Source organism: Paraburkholderia dinghuensis, assembly GCF_003837865.1.
GTDB lineage: Bacteria > Pseudomonadota > Gammaproteobacteria > Burkholderiales > Burkholderiaceae > Paraburkholderia > Paraburkholderia dinghuensis.
In genome coordinates this window covers 208,085-225,030 of record NZ_RQIS01000008.1, presented here as the reverse complement: position 1 = coordinate 225,030, position 16,946 = coordinate 208,085, and the positions used below count along the sequence as shown (strand labels likewise).

Sequence of the window (16,946 nt, the reverse complement as noted above, 5' to 3'; positions counted from 1 at the left end):
TTGCGTCCAACCAACGCCCGGCGCCCGCAAAGCCCCGCTGGGCGGGCGATTCAAGCTGCGTCGAACACGCCGGTTAGCTCGCTCGCAGCGCTTTCATCGCACCGTTTAGCCCGTTCGCGTTCCCTATGACCGCCATCCTGACTCCCGCCATGCTCGCCTTTCGCGAGGACGGCACGCCGTTTTCGCCCGTTTATGGCGATATTTACCACAGCGCTTCCGGCGCACTCGCCCAGGCGCACAGCGTCTTTCTGCAAGGCAACGAACTGCCGGAGCGATGGCGCGAACGCAGGGTTTTCACTGTGCTGGAGACCGGTTTCGGCATCGGCGTGAACTTCCTGACCACCTGGCAGGCGTGGCGCGACGATGCGTCTCGCTGCGAGCGGCTGCATTTTGTTTCGGTCGAAAAACACCCGTTCAACCGCGACGACCTGCGGATCGCGCTCAGCGCAGTGGTAGCGAATACATCGCTCACCGAGCGAGCGCACGAACTCGCCGATGCCTGGCCGATGCTCGTGCCCGGCGTCCATCGCCTCGAATTTGACGGAGGACTCGTCACGCTGACGCTCGTTTTCGGCGATGCAACCGATGCGCTTCCCAAACTGTGGTTGCGAGCAGACGCGTTCTATCTCGACGGATTCGCACCCGCGAAAAATCACGACCTCTGGTCACCGGCGGTATTCAAGGCACTCGCGCGCGTGGCCGGCGAAAACGCCACGTTCGCGACGTGGAGCAGCGCTGGCGAGGTCAAACGGGCACTCGAGGCGAGCGGCTTCGAGTACCGCAAGATCGCGGGCTTCGGCTCGAAACGCGCGATGCTCGTCGGTCGCTTCGCGCCGCGCTGGCGGGTGAGGCGCTACGAACCGCCACTGCCCGTCGCCCCACGCGAGCGACATGCGATCGTGGTCGGTGCCGGAATGGCCGGCTGCGCGCTCGTCGAACGGCTCGCCGCGCGCGGTTGGCGCGTCACGCTGATCGAACGGCACGCGGAGCCCGCATGTGAAGCGTCGGGCAATCCGGCGGGCGTCTTTCACCCGATGATTTCGCGCGACGACAGCAGCGCGTCGCGCATCACGCGCGCCGCTTTTCTCTACGCGTTGCGACGCTGGAAAGCGCTCGAAGCGGCCGGCCACGAGCTCACACGCACGCGCAAAGGGTTGCTGCAACTTGCCACTGATGACGAATCGCGTGCCGTCGCCGCGGCACTCGAATCATTCGGGTATCCCGACGAATACGCGTTCGCCGTCTCGCGCGAACGCGCCGAAGAGATCGCAGGCATTGCGCTGGCGCAGGGCGGCTGGTTCTATCCCATGGCCGGGGCGATCAGTCCGGCCTTGTTGTGTCGCGCACAATGCGCGGCGGCCGGCGCGCAACTCGACGCACGTTTCGGGGTAAGCGTCGCGCACATCGAACGCGCGGGCGACGAATGGCGCGCGTTCGACGACCACGGCGCGCTTATCGCCGGGGCGCCGGTGATGATCTTCGCGAATGCGCACGACGCCACGCGCGCGGCATCGCTTGATTACGCGCCTACCCGGATCGTGCGCGGGCAGCTGACGATCGTGGCCCACAGCCCGCTCGCGAACCTGCACGTGCCGGTGATCGGCGATGGATACGCCGTTCCGCTTCCCGACAGCGTCACGCTGACCGGCGCTACCTACGAACTCGACGATCCCGACAACACCCTGCGCCCGGCCGGCCACGCCGAAAACCTCCAACGTGTCGCACAAATGCTGCCGGATCTCGACGCGGCACGCGACGCTTCTCACGCGGACGACTGCACGGGGCGCGTCGCGTTCCGGTGCGTCACGAGCGACCGTTTGCCGATGATCGGCCAGCTCGGCGACGAATCCGCCGCGCGCCGCGACGCGCAGCAGCTCTCAGGTGCCTGGCCGCTCGACCTGCCACGTATCGAGGGCCTATACGGCGCCTTTGCATACGGATCACGCGGCCTAGTGTGGGCGGCGCTCGGTGCCGAACTGATCGCGTCGCAACTCGAGGGCGAGCCGCTGCCGCTCGAGCGCGAACTCGCTGAGCACGTTGATCCCGCGCGTTTCCTGCAGCGCACACTCCGTCAGCGCAGCCTCTGATGCGCCCCCCCGGCGACGCCCGGTTATCCACCCCAATCTGTGGATAACCGGGCGGATTGCAGGTGAACCCTCTGTGGAATCGATGTGGACGTAAACGGGGTAACTCGCGGCACCGCGCAAAAGGTCAAAAAGTTGCTCATGGGTCCAGGTCAGCCCCGCACATGCTGTGCAATCGGTTGTGAGTTCGACAAGCAACTGATTTTTCAGACTTATCCTCGGTTATCCACAGGAGAGCGGCCCCTTTGTTAACTGTTACTACGTATACATACGGTAAACAGTAAACCCGAAGCTGATGCCGTCGCTGTCGAGAGTCGACTTCGTCGTCGCGCTTTACGCGCAGCGGCCGGATTTTCGTCTTACGCTGCAAGACGGATGCATTTGCCGTACCGGCTTCCGTTTGAGGATGATGGGAACGATTGCAGAAAAGGTGTGGCACAATCGGCCTTCTTCCCGCGTCTTGAGCCGCAACAGACGGCTGACGCATCCAAGGAACGGATGTAGCTTGTCCTGAATCTGAGTGATCAGGAGAACCGGCCACGTTCGTTCATCTATGGCGGGCGCCCCTCTCCACACGCGAAGCGCCCGCACCGGCTGTCTGCCGCACGCGGCGCGCCGGCGCAGTGCTTTCCCGCAGTCGCGCAGTCGAATTCCAGCCGGCCCCACGTGCACCGGCTGCAAGTCGTCCGCTTTGCGGGCCGCCCGCCGGATGACCGCAATCAAGCCGCGTGGTATGCGGCTTGCCCACGTGTGAGTCGTTGTCGAGTGACGTCGGACAGCCGGACTGTCTTCTGCCAAGGAGAAGCCACCACGATGAAGTCGGCGTTTTCGTTCTTTCCCGCCTGGCCATTACACCTCGATGGCATTTTCTGGGCCGGCCTCGCCTTGCTCGCCGCCGGTCTGTGCGGCGAGTTGTGCTATCGCGCCTGGCGGCTGCCACGCATTTCCGGTTACGCGGTCATCGGCCTGGTTGCCGGGTCGGCGGGTTTCGGCGTGATCGACGCCGACCTCGCCAGCGACGCGCGCCCGCTGCTCGACGTCGCACTCGGCCTGCTGCTGTTCGAACTCGGCAGCCGCCTCGACCTGCGCTGGATCCGCCGCAATCCATGGCTGATCCTGTCGAGCCTTGCTGAAGCGACACTCAGCTTCGTGCTCGTGCTAGTCGTGCTGCTTTTGCTCGATGTGCCGATCATGATCGCGCTCATCGTCGCTTCCATCGCAATGTCGACTTCGCCCGCGATGGTGATCCAGCTCAAAACTGAATTGCGCGCCGAGGGTCAGGTCACGCAACGCCTGCTCACACTCACTGCGTTGAACAGTGTGTATGCGGTGGTCGTCGTGAAGCTCGTCTCAGGGTGGCTGCATCAGGAGTTTTACGGCAACGTGCTCGCGACGATCGTGCAGCCGCTCTATCTGCTCATCGGATCGCTGATCATTGCGTACGTGCTCGCGCGCGCATGCACGCTGTTCTATCGAAGGCTCAGTCCGCAGGACGAGCATTCGTTCGTTGCGCTCTTCGGCATCGTGCTGCTCGCGATCGCAGCCGCGCATGTCTTCAGGCTGTCGACGATTCTGAGCCTGCTCGCCGCCGGCATCATCGTGAAGAACCGCGAAGCGCGTCCGCAACTGTGGCCGCAGCACTTCGGCACGGCTGGGTGGCTGCTCACCGTGATCCTTTTCGTGGTTACGCTCACGACGTTTCAATGGCACGACATCGTGGTCGGCGGCGTGGCGGCGGCCGGACTGATCGTCGCGCGGCTCGTTGCGAAACTGGTGGGCGTGCTGATCTTTGCCCGGCCGAGCGGGCTCGAGTGGAAGCAGGGCATTGCGCTGGGACTCGCGCTATCGCCGATGTCGGCGCTCGCGCTGATGCTCGTGCAGGACACCTACGATCTTTATCCAAACTTCGATCCCCGGATGCGCGCGATCATGATGTGCGCGATCGCGGTGCTGCAGCTTCTGGGACCGTGGCTCGTCTATCGCGCGCTTGCATTCACAGGCGAACGGGGCGAAAAGTGAACGATGCGGGGCCGGCTAGCAGCCGGGCGCCGCAAGCCATGTAACACGGCGTGCCGCAAGCGACGCAGGAAACGCGCGGCACGTGAGCAACAGGGGGTGCCATGTCACTGGAATCATTTGTCGATTCGAAGCCGTTCACGTTCGGTATCGAACTCGAAATGCAGATCGTCAACACTCACGACTACGATCTGACGAAGGCCGGCAGCGACTTGATGCGTCTCGTCAAGGATCAGGAGATCCCGGGCAACATCACCCCGGAGATCACCGAGAGCATGATCGAGCTGTCCACCGGCATCTGCACGACGCACGACCAGGCGCTGTCCGAGCTTCGCAAGATCCGCGACACGCTGGTCACCGCGGCGGATCGTCTGAACGTCGGCCTGTGCGGCGGCGGTACGCATGCGTTCCAGGAGTGGAGCGACCGGCGCATCGTCGATACGCCGCGGTTTCAGTACCTTTCGGAGCTCTACGGATATCTCGCGAAGCAGTTCACGGTGTTTGGGCAGCACGTCCACATCGGGTGTCCCGATGCGGACAGCGCGCTCTACCTGCTGCATTCGCTCTCACGCTTCATCCCGCACTTCATCGCACTATCGGCGTCATCGCCGTATGTGCAGGGTGTCGATACCGGATTTCACTCGGCACGACTGAATTCCGTGTTCGCGTTCCCGCTGTCGGGCCGCGCGCCGTTCGTGCTCACATGGACGGAGTTCGAGGAGTATTTCTCGAAGATGGTTCACACGGGCGTTGTCAACAGCATGAAAGACTTCTATTGGGATATCCGCCCGAAACCCGGCTTCGGCACGATCGAGGTGCGCGTGATGGACACGCCGCTGTCCGTCGAACGGGCGGCGGCGATCGCCTGCTACATCCAGACGCTCGCGCGGCATTTGCTGACGGACCGGCCGATCATGCCGCGCGAAGATGATTACCTCGTTTACACGTTCAATCGTTTCCAGGCATGTCGTTTCGGGCTGGCCGGCACCTGCGTGAACCCGCAGACGGGTGAGCGGCGCACGATTTCGGAAGACATCATCGATACGCTCGCGCAGATCGCCCCACACGGCGAGGCGCTTGGGGCGACGCGGGCTTTGACCGGGATCGGCACGATCGCCCGCGCCCAGACCAACGATGCCACCTGGCTGCGCGGTGTGGTCGCCGAAGAGAAGTCGCTGCACGAGGCCGTTCGTCAGCAGTGCCTGCGTTGGCGCGCCTGAGTGGTCAGGGCCAGGGGCTGACATCGGCGCCTGGTGCATTACGGGGGCAGCCTGCGGGCTGCCTTCGTGTTTTTTGGTACGGGAGAGACCAAGTGACGCAGTGGGTGAATCTACGACGAATTATTTTTTTCGTAGCGTTCCTCAGTCATTTCGAGGTCCTCTAGGCTTTTGCCTGTTCTAATATTTACAAATATGGACACAATGGTCGCGAACGAGCGACTCTTCGCCTGTGGGTAACTGTAAAAATGCCTGAAAACTCAAGGCATTGCGCAAGCCACGGTCGCGTAGATACCTGTTGCGTTCGAGTGCGAAATACGAGATAACCTGGAAACGTCAAGCGGGGCGATTGTTTGTCATCAAGGATTCAACAACAAACGATCGGCGTTGTTATCAACGGGTTATCCACAATGCGAATTGAATAACTTAGCTGTGCGATTCGCCACTCTCGCATAGAATGTCGGTTTGTCGTGGTGGCACCAGTGCGAGGATGACGCTTGAGCTGTTGCGGCGAGAAAGAACGGTTGTGCGAAGTGAAACCTGCCAGCAAGTTTGCAGCGCAGGATTTTGAGGCGTAAATTTTGAGATTGGTATGCGGTCCGGATTATCGGACGCAGTTTATTCCCACATGACAGTCGTCCTCTGTGGCGGCTGACGATGCAGCGCGAGCTGCCAATAACCAGCGAAAGACTATGAGCGAAGGCGTATACGGAGAGCAGGCAGCCGGGCGGGTGACCCATAGCCTGTTGCGACTCAGCACGGCGATGCGGAGCCAGGCGTGGGACTGGGCCGAAGGAGCAGGACTGACGCCGACCCAGGGCGAAATTCTCGTTCTGTTGATGCAGCGCAAAGGGCCGATGCGCCTCGGCGAGATCGCCCGGGAAACGGCGCTGACCGCAGCGACGACCAGCGATGCGGTGAGCACGCTCGAAACGAAGGGCCTCGTCGAAAAACGACGCGCGCTCGATGACGGCCGCGCGCTCGCGGTGCGCCTCACGACGCGAGGCCGCACGGCGGCGAAGAAAGCGGCGCAATGGCCGGACTTCCTCTCGAAGGCCGTCGGCACGTTGCGCGGCGACGAGCAAGCGGTGTTCTACCGCACGCTCCTGAAGACCGTCTATCAACTCGAAGTTCAGGAAGCCATCCCGCAGCACCGGATGTGCCTCACCTGCTCGCACCTCGAAGTCAGCAAGAATCCGAAGAAGACGGCGCATCATTGCGCACTGCTCGGCATCGACATGACCGACACCGATCTTCGGCTGGATTGCTCGGTGTACGACCAGGCTGACGCGACGACGCAGAAGAAGAACTGGAAGATCTTCGCGGTGTAACGTCTGCAGACTGCGGCTGTTCGCCCGCTTTGCGGGCACAGCCGCGCGGCGGCGCCGGGCAGCTGGTGTGCCCGTAACGTGCCGCTGACCCGGGAATCAGCCGATGAATCGCGAAGTATTGGCCGTCCGCCATGTCTATTTCGAGGATCTCGGCTCCCTGGAGCGCGTCCTGGGCGAACGCGGGCACCTCGTCCGCTATCTGGACGTCGGCTTTGCGCGGATCGGCGCGCTCAATCCCTTGGCGGCCTCGCTGATGGTGATCCTCGGCGGCCCGATCAACGCGTGCGACGACGCGCGTTATCCCACTCTCAGTTCGCTCGCGGCGCTTGTCGAAAAACGCATCAATGCCGGGCTTCCGACGCTAGGCATCTGTCTCGGCGCGCAAGTGATCGCGCGTGTACTCGGCGCACGCGTCTACGCAGCGGATGAAGCCGAGATCGGCTGGACGCCGCTCACGCTGACCGAGGCTGGCCGCACGTCGCCGCTGCGTCACCTCGACGGCCACGTGACGTCGATGCTGCACTGGCACGGCGATACGTTCGACCTGCCGGAGGGCGCCACGCGCCTTGCCTCGACGCCGCTCTGCGAGAACCAGGCGTTCTCGTGGGGCAATCATGTGCTCGGCCTGCAGTGTCATCCCGAAGTGCGTGCCGACCGCTTCGAACCCTGGTTGATCGGCCATGCCGCTGAAATCGCTCACGCTGGTGTCGACGTCAACGCGCTGCGCGCCGCTACGGCGAAGCACGGTCCGTGTCTGGAACGGCAAGCGAGCCGCATGTTCGGTGACTGGCTCGATAGCATCGATGCGCCTGCCGCCAGTGCGATGAACCGGCCCTGAGATTGCCTTCGGTGCGGCGCGTGTCGTTGCCTGCCGCCCGACTGACTGGCTCGGTTCCTGCAACGAAAAAAGGCTGCGTGATATTCTCAAACGCTCCCTTTCCCCGTTCACCTTTCCTCCCATGAGCCCACTCTTCACTCCGCTCTCACTGCGTGGCGTGACGCTCGCCAATCGCATTGTCGTATCGCCGATGTGTCAATACTCCGCCGAGCGCGGAGAGGCCAACGACTGGCATCTGATTCATCTCGGTCATCTGTCGCTCTCGGGCGCGGGCATGCTGTGCATCGAAGCCACCGCGGTCGAACCGGACGGACGCATCACGCCAGGCGATCTCGGCTTGTGGGACGACGCGACGGAAGCTGCGCTAGTGCCGGTGCTCGCCGCGATCCGCCGTCATTCGCCGATCTGCGTCGCGATGCAGATTGCGCACGCGGGCCGCAAGGCGTCGAGCCACGTACCCTGGGAGGGCGGTCAGTTGATATCGGTGGACGACGGCGGCTGGCTGCCGCATGCGCCGTCGGCACTACCGCACAAGGACGATGAGCCGCCGCCGCTCGCGCTCGATGTCGCGGGTCTGAATCGCGTGCGCGACGCGTTTCGCGCCACGGCGCGGCGTGCGGCGCGGCTCGGCATCGACGCGATCGAAGTGCACGCTGCGCATGGTTATCTGCTGCATCAGTTCCTCTCGCCGATCGCGAACCAGCGCAGCGATGAATATGGCGGCTCGCGCGAGAACCGCATGCGTTTTCCACTCGAAGTGTTCGACGCAGTGCGCGCCGAGTTTCCCGCCGATCGTCCGGTTGGCGTGCGTGTGTCGGCGACCGACTGGGTCGATGGGGGCTGGACCCCTGAGGACACCGTCGTATTCGCGCAAGCGTTGAAGGCTCGCGGCGCGGACTGGATCGACGTGTCGTCGGGTGGCGTTTCGCCGTTGCAGAAGATACCGCTCGAGCCGGGCTATCAAGTGCCGTTCGCGCGCAAAGTGAAACAGGCCACCGGTATGACGACGATCGCGGTCGGTCTCATCACCGATCCGCTGCAGGCGCATCAGGTGATCGCGGATGGCGACGCCGACATGATCGCGATGGCGCGCGCGATGCTCTACGATCCGCGCTGGCCCTGGCACGCTGCGGCTCAACTCGGTGCGAGCGTGAATGCGCCTCCGCAGTACTGGCGTTCGCAGCCGCGCGATCAGAAAAAGCTCTTTGGCGAGACGACGATCGGGCAACGCTAAGGCGCGGACCTCTGGCGTGACTGCACGGGTTGAACGAAGACCGCACGAACGTGTACGATGCCGGTTGTGTCGCGCCCGGGCGCTGCACGAGCGCGGCGCCTGCGAGGCGCCGCGTTTGCGTAGTGGGATGCGCGGGGATGCGCGCGGGGCCAGAGCGAACATTCAATGCGGCCGTTGCCGCTTTCACGCCGTTCGTTGCAGCAGGGATAGTTTCCCAAGTACTTCACAAGGATTCATTCAATGAGTGTACGCAGGATCGTCGTGCGCCAGTCGGGCGTACACGGTAAGGGCGTGTTTGCGACTGGGCCGATCGAGGCGGGCGCGCGCCTGATCGAATATAAAGGCGAGCGCATCTCCTGGAAGGAAGCGTTGCGGCGTCACCCCCACAATCCGGATGAACCGAATCACACGTTTTACTTCGCGCTCGAGGACGGCGACGTCATCGACGGCAAGGTGAACGGCAACAGCGCACGCTGGATCAATCACTCGTGTGCGCCGAACTGCGAAGCGGAAGAGATCGATGGTCATGTGTACATTCATGCGCTGCGCGATATCGCGGCGGATGAAGAGTTGTTCTATGACTACGGACTCGTGATCGACGCGAAGCAGACACGCAAGCTCAAGCGCGAATACGAATGCCGTTGCGGCGCGCGCAAGTGCCGGGGCACGATGCTCGCACCGCCCGAGAAGGAAAAAGACAAGAGCAAGGAGAAGGGCGCGAAGGCGGGCAAGTCAGGGAAGAGCAAAAAGAAGAAGTGACCGCTGCGATTGCGTGGTGCGCGATGAATGCAAAAGGGCCGCTTAAAGCGGCCCTTGCTGTTTTCATGCGACTTCAGAGATCGACCGGCGCCTGACTGGTCGTTTTCTGGTGATGCTTGTCGGCCGATGCAGTATCGCTCGCATCGACCGGTTTGCGACGCGCGAGTGGCAAGCGCACGATGAAGCGCGCACCGCCCTCCGGCGCATCTTCGTAATGCACGCTGCCGCGATGGAGCGACATGATGTCGTGAACGATGGCGAGGCCAAGACCGGCGCCGGTTTCCACTCCGCTTTCGCTCTGACCGTCGCCGCGGAAAAAGCGCTTGAAGAGATCGGTCTGCTGCGCGAGCGGCACGCCGCTTCCGTTGTCCTCGACGACGACCTCGGCCATCTGCACGTTCTCGACGTTGTTTTGCGTAACGGTCACGGTAATGCGTCCGCCGTCGACGCGCGCGGGCGGCAGATACTTCAGCGCGTTGTCGAGCAGGTTTGCAATCACCTCGCGCAGCAGCACGGGATTGCCGCGTACCATGAGCGGTTCGTCATTCTCGGGCGCGTCGAGGCGCTGGAAGCCGAGGTCAACGTGGTTCGCGAGCGCGCGCGGCACCCATTCCGCGCCGGTCTCGAACGCGAGCGCGGCCATGTCGATATCGACGAAACGCGCCGCCTGTTCGGTCGGTTCGGCGCGTGCGAGCGACAGAAGCTGGTTCGACAGACGCACCGCCCGGTTGGCGGCGGCGCGCAACTCGTGCACTGCGGCGCTTACCTGTTGCGGCTCGCGCGCGTTCGCGGCCTGCTCCGCGTGGAGCTTCACGGCGGTAAGCGGCGTGCGCAACTGATGCGCGGCGTCAGCGATGAACTTGCGCTGCGCGTCGAGCGCGGTTTTCAGGCGCCCGAGCAGCGCGTTAAGTGCGCCGGTGAGCGGGCGTATCTCGACCGGCACATAGGTCTCGTCGACCGGCTCGAGCGACATGTGCGTCTGGCGGTTTAGCGAGTCGGCGAGATCGGTGAGCGGGTTGAGCTGCTGGTTCACGACGCGCCACACGATCGCCCAGCCGGCGAGCAGCAGCAGCAGCAGCGGCATCATGATCGCGATGAGGAACTCGGCGGCGATTTGCGAGCGCAGATGCACGGGCTGGCCCACTTCGACCACAATCGGATTGCCCCTTGGCTGTTCAGCGCGCACTTGCGCGACGCGGACGTTCACACCGTTGTGCTCCGTTTCGAACACATACGCGTAGTGCATGCGACGTACGTTCGTGCCCTGCAACGGGAGCGTGTTATCACCAGCGATTTCGGTCTCGCCGTCGCTGATGCGATAGACGAGATGCTCGACCGGATCGGAGAACATGGCCTGAGCGAGCGGTGGCACGCTGACCGACGCGTCGGGACCGGCGATCTGGATCTGCTTCGAGATCGCAGTGGCGAGGTCGACGAGCGAGCGGTCGACCACGTGCTGCGTGTACTGCCACGCGAGCCAGTAGGCGATCAGGCCGCTCATCAGCGCAAGCAGCGACAGCGGAGCAGCGAGGCGGCGCAGCAGCGTACGGCGCAGACTGTTTGCGGCCGGATAGGACATGATGGGTTCGAACCAGAAATGAACGGGGTGCGTCTGGCAGCGTTTTGCAGATAGGGCGCGACGCGTTTGGCGTGACCCTGAATTCGTTCATTGTACGCGGGCAATAACCGCCGCGGCAGGGCGTGCGTACCGCAACTGCGGCGTCGAGCGGATCGCACACTATGCGCAAACGTACACAGCCGCCGGCCGAGGCGGGCGATACGCGCCGTTTGTGCGATTTACGCGGCACCGCAGCAGCAACCGGTCCGACGTTGCGCCGGACCGGCAATCAGGAATGCCGCGTCAGGCCGCCTGGCGAATTTCTTGCAGCAGGTAGCCGAAGCCGCGCACCGTGACGATTTCGACGCGGCAGCTTTCGAGCTTTTTGCGCACGCGGTGCACATAGACTTCGATCGCGGTGTCGCCGAGATCGCCGCCGAAGTGCGTCAGATGGTCCTGGAGCTGTGCCTTGCTGACGACGCGGCCGTGACGCAGCAACAGCATTTCGAGCACCGCGAATTCGCGCGGCGAGAGTTCGAGCGGCTTGTCGTCGTTGAAGATGCGGCGGTCGACACCCGAGAGGCGCACGCCGCCGAGCGAGACTTCGGGGCGCGGCACGTCACCGTGCGGGCCGCTGCGGCGCATCACTGCGCGGATGCGCGCTTCGAGTTCCGCGGGCTCGAACGGTTTGAGCATGTAGTCGTCGGCGCCCGAATTCAGGCCCTGGACGCGGTCATTCAGCTCATCGCGTGCAGTGAGCACGATGACGGGCGTGTGCCGGTTGCTTTGACGGAACCGCGACAGCAACGTCATGCCGTCGATGCCGGGCAGGCCGAGGTCGAGGATCACCAGCTCATGGCGATTCTGCGTGAGAGCCTGTTCGGCGAAAATTCCGTCGTGGACCATGTCGACCGTGAAGCCGGCTTGTTCTAGGCTGGACTGGATACCGCGTGCGATGGGGCGGTCGTCTTCGATCAGAAGGAGTCGCATGGGATTCGCTCAAGTACAATGGGTTTAGCGTTACAGGCACGCAGTTCGCGAAGCGCAGCCCGATGTTCCGGATCTGCTCAGCGACCAGTCGGCGCTGAATGCAGCGGTTGCGCGAGTCACGACCAACATGTCCGATATTTCGATCACCGAACTCGAAGCCGCGATCAACTTCTGGCGCAACCGTTCGCCCTCGAGCGGCGACGAACTCGCGTTGTGCAAAGAGGCTAGCGCGCTCTCCAGGCCGTATGCGTTGCTGATTGTACAGCGTCGGAACGCTATCTCACTTGATCGTTTTGACCCCGATGCAAGGGCCGCCTGGGAGTCTTACGTATCCCTCAATAATGGCCTTCAACCTTGAAGGCTTGGGCGACTGAGACCCTTCATCAAGCTTTCATATGCGGGTTTTTGCTTACACGCTGAGCGGTCCGGGTGCGATCGAATCGATGAAGCGTGCCAGCGCGATATCGCGTGAAGTGAGGCCATTTGCCTCGTGCGTAGAGAGCGTGATTTCCACACGGTTGTAGACGTTGAACCACTCGGGATGGTGGTTCATTTCCTGCGCTTTGATCGCGATGCGCGTCATGAAGCCAAAGGCTTCGTTGAAATCGGCGAAACGGAAGATGCGCTGGATGGCGTCGCGGCCCGCGACGGCTTGCCAGCCGTGGAGTTCGGCGAGTTCCGTGGTGCGCTCTTCGGATGTGAGTCGGTTGATCATCTCTGCACCTGTCAGGTAGGGGAGCGCGGCGCGCGCTTTGCGCGGCGGCGCGGACGATGCGCTCGATCAACCATTTTTCCACGGATGGCGGCAGGGTGCGAGCTATCCGGATATCGCAATCTTCGCTCCGATCGGTGCGCGGGGAGCGGCGTCCAGACCTACCCGTGCACGAGTCCGCCTTCGTCCATGCAACGCGTGATAACCGTGTCGGCTTCGAGCACGTCACCCGTGCCCAGCGCGTCGGGATATGCGTGCATCAGGTGATAGGTCGATCCGATATGCAATAATTCCGCACTTTTAACGTGCTTGATGCGGAATTTATTCATGCTGGAACTCGATCACTTCGATCTCGCGCTGCTTGACGTGCTGCAGCGCTTTGGCCGCGCTACACACCAGCAACTGGGCGAGCAGGTGCCGCTTTCACCATCGCAGATCGGCAGGCGGTTGCAGCGGCTCGAGGCGTCCGGCGTGATCGACGGCTATCGCGTCGTGCTGCGGCCTGAAAAGCTTGGGCTCGGCGTTACGGCGTTCACGAGCCTGAAGCTCAAGCATCATGGAGATTCGGTCATCGAGCAGTTCCAGCAGCAGATCGACGCGCTGGCCGAAGTGCTGGAATGCCATGCCGTGGTGGGCGACGCCGATTATCTGCTGCGGATCGTGGCGCCGGATCTGAACGCGCTGTCGTCGTTCGTGATGAAGAAGCTGATGCACGTGCCCGGAGTCGACAGCGTGCGCTCGAATATCGTGTTGACCACGTTCAAGCGCAACGGGCCGCTGCCGCTCGGGCATCTGGAGCCAGGCGCGCCTGCGTCCTGACTCCTGCACCGTTCCCTGTCTTATTTATGCCGGAACCGCTGTATTGAGCAGATCGACGTAGGCGACCGCCACGAGGTCGTTTTCGTCGACGCCGAGCTTCGCGAACATCGCGTGCGCCTCGGCTTCGCCACCTTGCTCGTCCTCATCGGGAGCGAGTACCACCTCCAGTTCGATGAAATCGCCGAGGCCGTCAACGCGGTCCAGATGGATGCGCGTGCGGCCCACCAGATAGACGTGGCGTTCCTTCGACACGATCCCCCGCGTGGTCAGCGCAGTGGCGAGCAGCGAGTGCATCGCCTCCGCGTTGGTCACGGGGCTGCGCGTGTAGTACGAGACTTTCGGGCCGTCGCGGTCGTCGCGCTGGTAGAAGATCAGCTCGGGCGGCGTGCCGTCGTCGAACTGGCGCAGCTTCAGGCGGCCACGCGGCACGTCGTAGAAGGAGTCCTGCTGGCGAAAGATCAGCGGCGGGTCGGATGCAAGCTGGGCGGCGCGCTCGCGCAGCGCGTCGAATTCGCGGGTGCGGGCCTTGATTTCGATGTTGCGGGCCATGCGGGGCTCCTGTGAAACGAGGGGACGATGAGTGAGGCTCGGGACGCGTCGCGCGTGACTCGCATCGCCGGGTGGTTCGCGCGGGCGAGAACTGAATCTAGCAAAACTTGCGTGACAGCGCCGTTACATTGTGCGCACTTCACAGGTCAATTCAGCGGTCAATCCTGGCCGAAGCCTCATGAGCGCGGCTCATATCGCCCACTGGGTTTCGATGGACTTGAGCGCGGCAGCGATCGTGGGTTCGTCGCGGCGCGAGGCGAGCGTGATGAAGGTGAGTTCGGTCGGTACCGTCATGCCTTCGACGATCGTCAGTGCATGCGCGTGCGCCTCGGCGATGGCGATCGAATCGCGCGCCAGCGTGAGGCCGACGCCCGATTTCACGAGGTCGAGCATCGACGGTTCCTGATCGACTTCCGCGACCTTGACGGGCTTGGCGTTCACGGCCTCGAAGATCTGCGTGAGCAGCCGGTTGTGTGCGGACGCGGGCGGCGTCCAGATCCACGGCAGAGCGGCGAGCGCGCCCCAGTCGCGCGCGTCCTTCACCCGGTCTTTCCAGCCGGCGGGTGCGAGCACCCGGTACTGGAAGCGCGTGAGCGTGATGGCGTGGAACGTGTCGGCGTCCGGGCCGGGCTGGCCGATGTAATAGCCGACGTCGAGTTCGCGCGAGCGCACCTGATCGAGCACCCAGCCCGACATGCCGTGGCGCAGGGCGGTTTCGATCTGCGGCCAGGTTTCGACCAGTTGCCGCAGGAAGCCGCCGAGGCGCAGAAACGCTGGATCGAGGATTGTGCCGATACGCAGCCTGCCGCGCACCTCGTGACGCAGTAGAGCCGCGGCGCGCTGCACGTCGCTTGCGGCGGTGAGCGCGCGCTCGGCGTGTGGAAGGAGCGCCTGACCGTCGCGCGTGAGCACGAGGCCGTGCGAGGTGCGCGTGAAGAGCGTCACGCCGAGTCCTTCCTGCAGATGCTTGATCTGCAGGCTGACGGCGGGCTGCGTCAGATGCAGGTGAGCGGCCGCGCGCGTGAGGTTGCCCTCGCGTGCGACCGTGACGAACGCTCGGAGCAAGGTCAGGTCCATCCGCTGATATTAACTCGCCTTATATCGCTGTTGAGCATTATTCATTGGATCGCCCTGTGGGTTGCCGATTACGCTTGAGTCAATAAAGTGCGGCGCGGTGCGTTGCGCGCATTCATCTAACCAGTGAGGCATACATGGGCGAGACACATCTGAGGGAAACCGGCGTCCGGACGCTGACGCATTACATCAACGGCAAGCCGTTCGATGGCATTAGCGAGCGTTTCGGTGATGTCTTCAATCCGGCGCAAGGCAAGGTGAGCGCGCGCGTGCCGCTCGCCACTGTGGCCGACGTGGACGCGGCCGTCGCTGCCGCCGCTGCGGCGTTCCCCGCGTGGAGCGAGATGCCGCCGCTCAAGCGCGCGCGCATTCTCTTCAAGTTCAAGGATCTGCTCGACCAGCATCATGACGAACTCGCCGAATTGATCACGCGCGAGCACGGCAAGGTGTTTTCGGACGCGAAGGGCGAGGTGATGCGCGGCATCGAGGTCGTCGAGTTCGCGTGTGGCATTCCGAATCTGCTCAAGACCGATTTCACCGACCAGATCGGTGGCGGCATCGACAACTGGAACCTGCGCCAGCCGCTGGGCGTCGTCGCGGGCATCACGCCGTTCAATTTCCCGATGATGGTGCCGTGCTGGATGTTCCCGGTCGCGCTCGCGTGCGGGAACACGTTCGTGCTGAAGCCATCGGAACGCGATCCTTCGGCGTCGGTGCGTATCGCTGAACTGCTCAAGGAAGCGGGTCTGCCCGACGGCGTGTTCAACGTCGTTCACGGCGACAAGGTGGCCGTCGACGCACTGCTCGCGCATCCGGACGTCACGGCGCTTTCGTTCGTCGGTTCGACGCCGATCGCCGAATACATCTACACCGAGGGCACGAAGCACGGCAAGCGCGTTCAGGCGCTGGGCGGCGCGAAGAATCACCTCGTCGTGATGCCCGATGCCGATCTCGACCAGGCCGTCGATGCGCTGATCGGCGCGGCCTACGGTTCGGCGGGCGAGCGTTGCATGGCGATTTCGGTGGCAGTGGCCGTGGGTCATATCGCCGACGAACTGATCGAACGTCTCACGCCGCGCGTGAAGGCGCTCAAGATCGGTAGCGGGATGGATGCTGCGTCGGAGATGGGGCCGCTCGTGACGGCTGTGCATCGCGAGAAGGTCAAGGGCTATATCGACGCGGGCGTGGCTGCGGGCGCGAAGCTCGTGGTCGATGGACGCGCGCACACGGTCGATGGTCACGAGGATGGTTTCTTCATCGGCGGCACGCTGTTCGATGACGTGAAGACCGATATGACAATCTACAAGGAAGAGATCTTCGGTCCTGTGCTTGCCGTGGTGCGCGTGCCCGACTTCGCGAGCGCGGTCGAGCTGATCAACCGTCACGAGTTCGCGAACGGCGTGTCGCTCTTCACATCGGATGGCGGCATTGCGCGTGCGTTCTCGCGGCAGATTCTGGTGGGCATGGTCGGCATCAATGTGCCGATTCCGGTGCCGATGGCGTGGCATTCGTTCGGCGGGTGGAAGCGCTCGCTGTTCGGCGATCATCATGCCTACGGCGAAGAGGGTGTGCGCTTCTATACGCGGTACAAGAGCATCATGCAGCGCTGGCCGGACAGCATCGCCAAGGGCGCGGAATTCACGATGCCCGTCGCGAAGTAAGGCGACGCACGGTACACGTTTTAACCCGGCGGAGGCGGTCGCGCGCGGCGCCGTTCGCACGAAAATAGAACCGGCACGCGACGCAGCCGGCCCAGGCGGTAGCG

16 protein-coding genes are annotated in these 16,946 nt (G+C 63.4%); 10 read left to right on the top strand and 6 right to left on the bottom strand.

Translation table 11 applies throughout. The features are described from left to right. Positions 1-125 precede the first annotated feature (125 nt). The 7 genes from mnmC to D1Y85_RS13175 all read left to right on the top strand — a co-directional run bounded on the left by mnmC (position 126) and on the right by D1Y85_RS13175 (position 9,479). Complete coding sequence (gene mnmC, locus D1Y85_RS13205; RefSeq protein WP_124151504.1) at positions 126-2,087, top strand: bifunctional tRNA (5-methylaminomethyl-2-thiouridine)(34)-methyltransferase MnmC2/FAD-dependent 5-carboxymethylaminomethyl-2-thiouridine(34) oxidoreductase MnmC1; 1,962 nt, start codon at positions 126-128, stop codon at positions 2,085-2,087. A gap of 810 nt (positions 2,088-2,897) precedes the next feature. Then, positions 2,898-4,103, top strand: a complete 1,206-nt coding sequence (locus D1Y85_RS13200) for a cation:proton antiporter (RefSeq protein WP_124151503.1) — start codon at positions 2,898-2,900, stop codon at positions 4,101-4,103. A gap of 101 nt (positions 4,104-4,204) precedes the next feature. After that, positions 4,205-5,320 (top strand): YbdK family carboxylate-amine ligase, encoded by a 1,116-nt coding sequence (locus tag D1Y85_RS13195; protein ID WP_124151502.1) that lies wholly within the window; start codon positions 4,205-4,207, stop codon positions 5,318-5,320. A 689-nt stretch (positions 5,321-6,009) separates the two neighbouring features. Beyond that, on the top strand, positions 6,010-6,648 hold the full coding sequence (locus D1Y85_RS13190) for a MarR family winged helix-turn-helix transcriptional regulator (protein WP_124151501.1): 639 nt from the start codon (positions 6,010-6,012) through the stop codon (positions 6,646-6,648). Between the two features lie 103 nt (positions 6,649-6,751). Next, positions 6,752-7,486 (top strand): glutamine amidotransferase, encoded by a 735-nt coding sequence (locus D1Y85_RS13185; protein ID WP_124151500.1) that lies wholly within the window; start codon positions 6,752-6,754, stop codon positions 7,484-7,486. Positions 7,487-7,607: 121 nt separating this feature from the next. Then, positions 7,608-8,720, top strand: coding sequence for an NADH:flavin oxidoreductase/NADH oxidase (locus D1Y85_RS13180; protein ID WP_124151499.1), 1,113 nt, complete (start codon positions 7,608-7,610; stop codon positions 8,718-8,720). A gap of 240 nt (positions 8,721-8,960) precedes the next feature. Next, positions 8,961-9,479 carry an SET domain-containing protein gene (locus tag D1Y85_RS13175; protein WP_124151498.1) on the top strand — a complete coding sequence of 173 codons (519 nt, stop codon included), beginning with the start codon at positions 8,961-8,963 and terminating at the stop codon, positions 9,477-9,479. A 73-nt stretch (positions 9,480-9,552) separates the two neighbouring features. On the opposite strand, the gene D1Y85_RS13170 is transcribed toward D1Y85_RS13175, so the two are convergent. Both D1Y85_RS13170 and D1Y85_RS13165 read right to left on the bottom strand, forming a co-directional pair. After that, complete coding sequence (locus D1Y85_RS13170) at positions 9,553-11,058, bottom strand: sensor histidine kinase (protein ID WP_124151497.1); 1,506 nt, start codon at positions 11,056-11,058, stop codon at positions 9,553-9,555. A gap of 282 nt (positions 11,059-11,340) precedes the next feature. Next, positions 11,341-12,027 carry a response regulator gene (locus D1Y85_RS13165; protein ID WP_091999860.1) on the bottom strand — a complete coding sequence of 229 codons (687 nt, stop codon included), beginning with the start codon at positions 12,025-12,027 and terminating at the stop codon, positions 11,341-11,343. Positions 12,028-12,154: 127 nt separating this feature from the next. Between D1Y85_RS13165 and D1Y85_RS13160 the strand changes: the two genes are divergently transcribed. Further along, positions 12,155-12,385, top strand: coding sequence for a DUF3717 domain-containing protein (locus D1Y85_RS13160; protein ID WP_124151496.1), 231 nt, complete (start codon positions 12,155-12,157; stop codon positions 12,383-12,385). 51 nt (positions 12,386-12,436) lie between these two features. On the opposite strand, the gene D1Y85_RS13155 is transcribed toward D1Y85_RS13160, so the two are convergent. Further along, positions 12,437-12,742 (bottom strand): 4a-hydroxytetrahydrobiopterin dehydratase, encoded by a 306-nt coding sequence (locus D1Y85_RS13155; RefSeq protein WP_124151495.1) that lies wholly within the window; start codon positions 12,740-12,742, stop codon positions 12,437-12,439. A 158-nt stretch (positions 12,743-12,900) separates the two neighbouring features. Then, positions 12,901-13,068, bottom strand: a complete 168-nt coding sequence (locus D1Y85_RS27020; RefSeq protein ID WP_185218972.1) for a hypothetical protein — start codon at positions 13,066-13,068, stop codon at positions 12,901-12,903. Between D1Y85_RS27020 and D1Y85_RS13150 the strand changes: the two genes are divergently transcribed. Then, positions 13,067-13,558 (top strand): Lrp/AsnC family transcriptional regulator, encoded by a 492-nt coding sequence (locus D1Y85_RS13150; RefSeq protein ID WP_124151494.1) that lies wholly within the window; start codon positions 13,067-13,069, stop codon positions 13,556-13,558. The two genes, D1Y85_RS27020 and D1Y85_RS13150, sit on opposite strands and share 2 nt — an antisense overlap. 24 nt (positions 13,559-13,582) lie before the next feature. On the opposite strand, the gene D1Y85_RS13145 is transcribed toward D1Y85_RS13150, so the two are convergent. Both D1Y85_RS13145 and D1Y85_RS13140 read right to left on the bottom strand, forming a co-directional pair. Continuing rightward, entirely contained in the window at positions 13,583-14,107 is a 525-nt protein-coding gene (locus D1Y85_RS13145) for a class IV adenylate cyclase (protein ID WP_124151493.1), read from the bottom strand. A gap of 189 nt (positions 14,108-14,296) precedes the next feature. Next, positions 14,297-15,184: a LysR family transcriptional regulator gene (locus D1Y85_RS13140; protein ID WP_124151492.1), complete on the bottom strand. Its 888-nt coding sequence runs from the start codon at positions 15,182-15,184 to the stop codon at positions 14,297-14,299. A gap of 134 nt (positions 15,185-15,318) precedes the next feature. Here D1Y85_RS13140 and D1Y85_RS13135 point away from each other — a divergent pair, with 134 nt between their 5' ends. Then, complete coding sequence (locus tag D1Y85_RS13135; RefSeq protein WP_124151491.1) at positions 15,319-16,842, top strand: CoA-acylating methylmalonate-semialdehyde dehydrogenase; 1,524 nt, start codon at positions 15,319-15,321, stop codon at positions 16,840-16,842. The last annotated feature ends 104 nt before the right edge of the window (positions 16,843-16,946 follow it).

Bases quoted from the DNA above. Each gene is read 5' to 3' on its own strand.
- D1Y85_RS13145 (WP_124151493.1), bottom strand. From the start codon at position 14,107: ATGGCCCGCAACATCGAAATCAAGGCCCGCACCCGCGAATTCGACGCG.
- D1Y85_RS13170 (WP_124151497.1), bottom strand. From the start codon at position 11,058: ATGTCCTATCCGGCCGCAAACAGTCTGCGCCGTACGCTGCTGCGCCGC.
- D1Y85_RS13180 (WP_124151499.1), top strand. From the start codon at position 7,608: ATGAGCCCACTCTTCACTCCGCTCTCACTGCGTGGCGTGACGCTCGCC.
- mnmC (WP_124151504.1), top strand. From the start codon at position 126: ATGACCGCCATCCTGACTCCCGCCATGCTCGCCTTTCGCGAGGACGGC.
- D1Y85_RS13135 (WP_124151491.1), top strand. From the start codon at position 15,319: ATGGGCGAGACACATCTGAGGGAAACCGGCGTCCGGACGCTGACGCAT.
- D1Y85_RS13140 (WP_124151492.1), bottom strand. From the start codon at position 15,184: ATGGACCTGACCTTGCTCCGAGCGTTCGTCACGGTCGCACGCGAGGGC.
- D1Y85_RS13195 (WP_124151502.1), top strand. From the start codon at position 4,205: ATGTCACTGGAATCATTTGTCGATTCGAAGCCGTTCACGTTCGGTATC.
- D1Y85_RS13200 (WP_124151503.1), top strand. From the start codon at position 2,898: ATGAAGTCGGCGTTTTCGTTCTTTCCCGCCTGGCCATTACACCTCGAT.
- D1Y85_RS27020 (WP_185218972.1), bottom strand. From the start codon at position 13,068: ATGAATAAATTCCGCATCAAGCACGTTAAAAGTGCGGAATTATTGCAT.
- D1Y85_RS13155 (WP_124151495.1), bottom strand. From the start codon at position 12,742: ATGATCAACCGACTCACATCCGAAGAGCGCACCACGGAACTCGCCGAA.
- D1Y85_RS13160 (WP_124151496.1), top strand. From the start codon at position 12,155: ATGTCCGATATTTCGATCACCGAACTCGAAGCCGCGATCAACTTCTGG.
- D1Y85_RS13185 (WP_124151500.1), top strand. From the start codon at position 6,752: ATGAATCGCGAAGTATTGGCCGTCCGCCATGTCTATTTCGAGGATCTC.
- D1Y85_RS13175 (WP_124151498.1), top strand. From the start codon at position 8,961: ATGAGTGTACGCAGGATCGTCGTGCGCCAGTCGGGCGTACACGGTAAG.
- D1Y85_RS13190 (WP_124151501.1), top strand. From the start codon at position 6,010: ATGAGCGAAGGCGTATACGGAGAGCAGGCAGCCGGGCGGGTGACCCAT.
- D1Y85_RS13150 (WP_124151494.1), top strand. From the start codon at position 13,067: ATGCTGGAACTCGATCACTTCGATCTCGCGCTGCTTGACGTGCTGCAG.
- D1Y85_RS13165 (WP_091999860.1), bottom strand. From the start codon at position 12,027: ATGCGACTCCTTCTGATCGAAGACGACCGCCCCATCGCACGCGGTATC.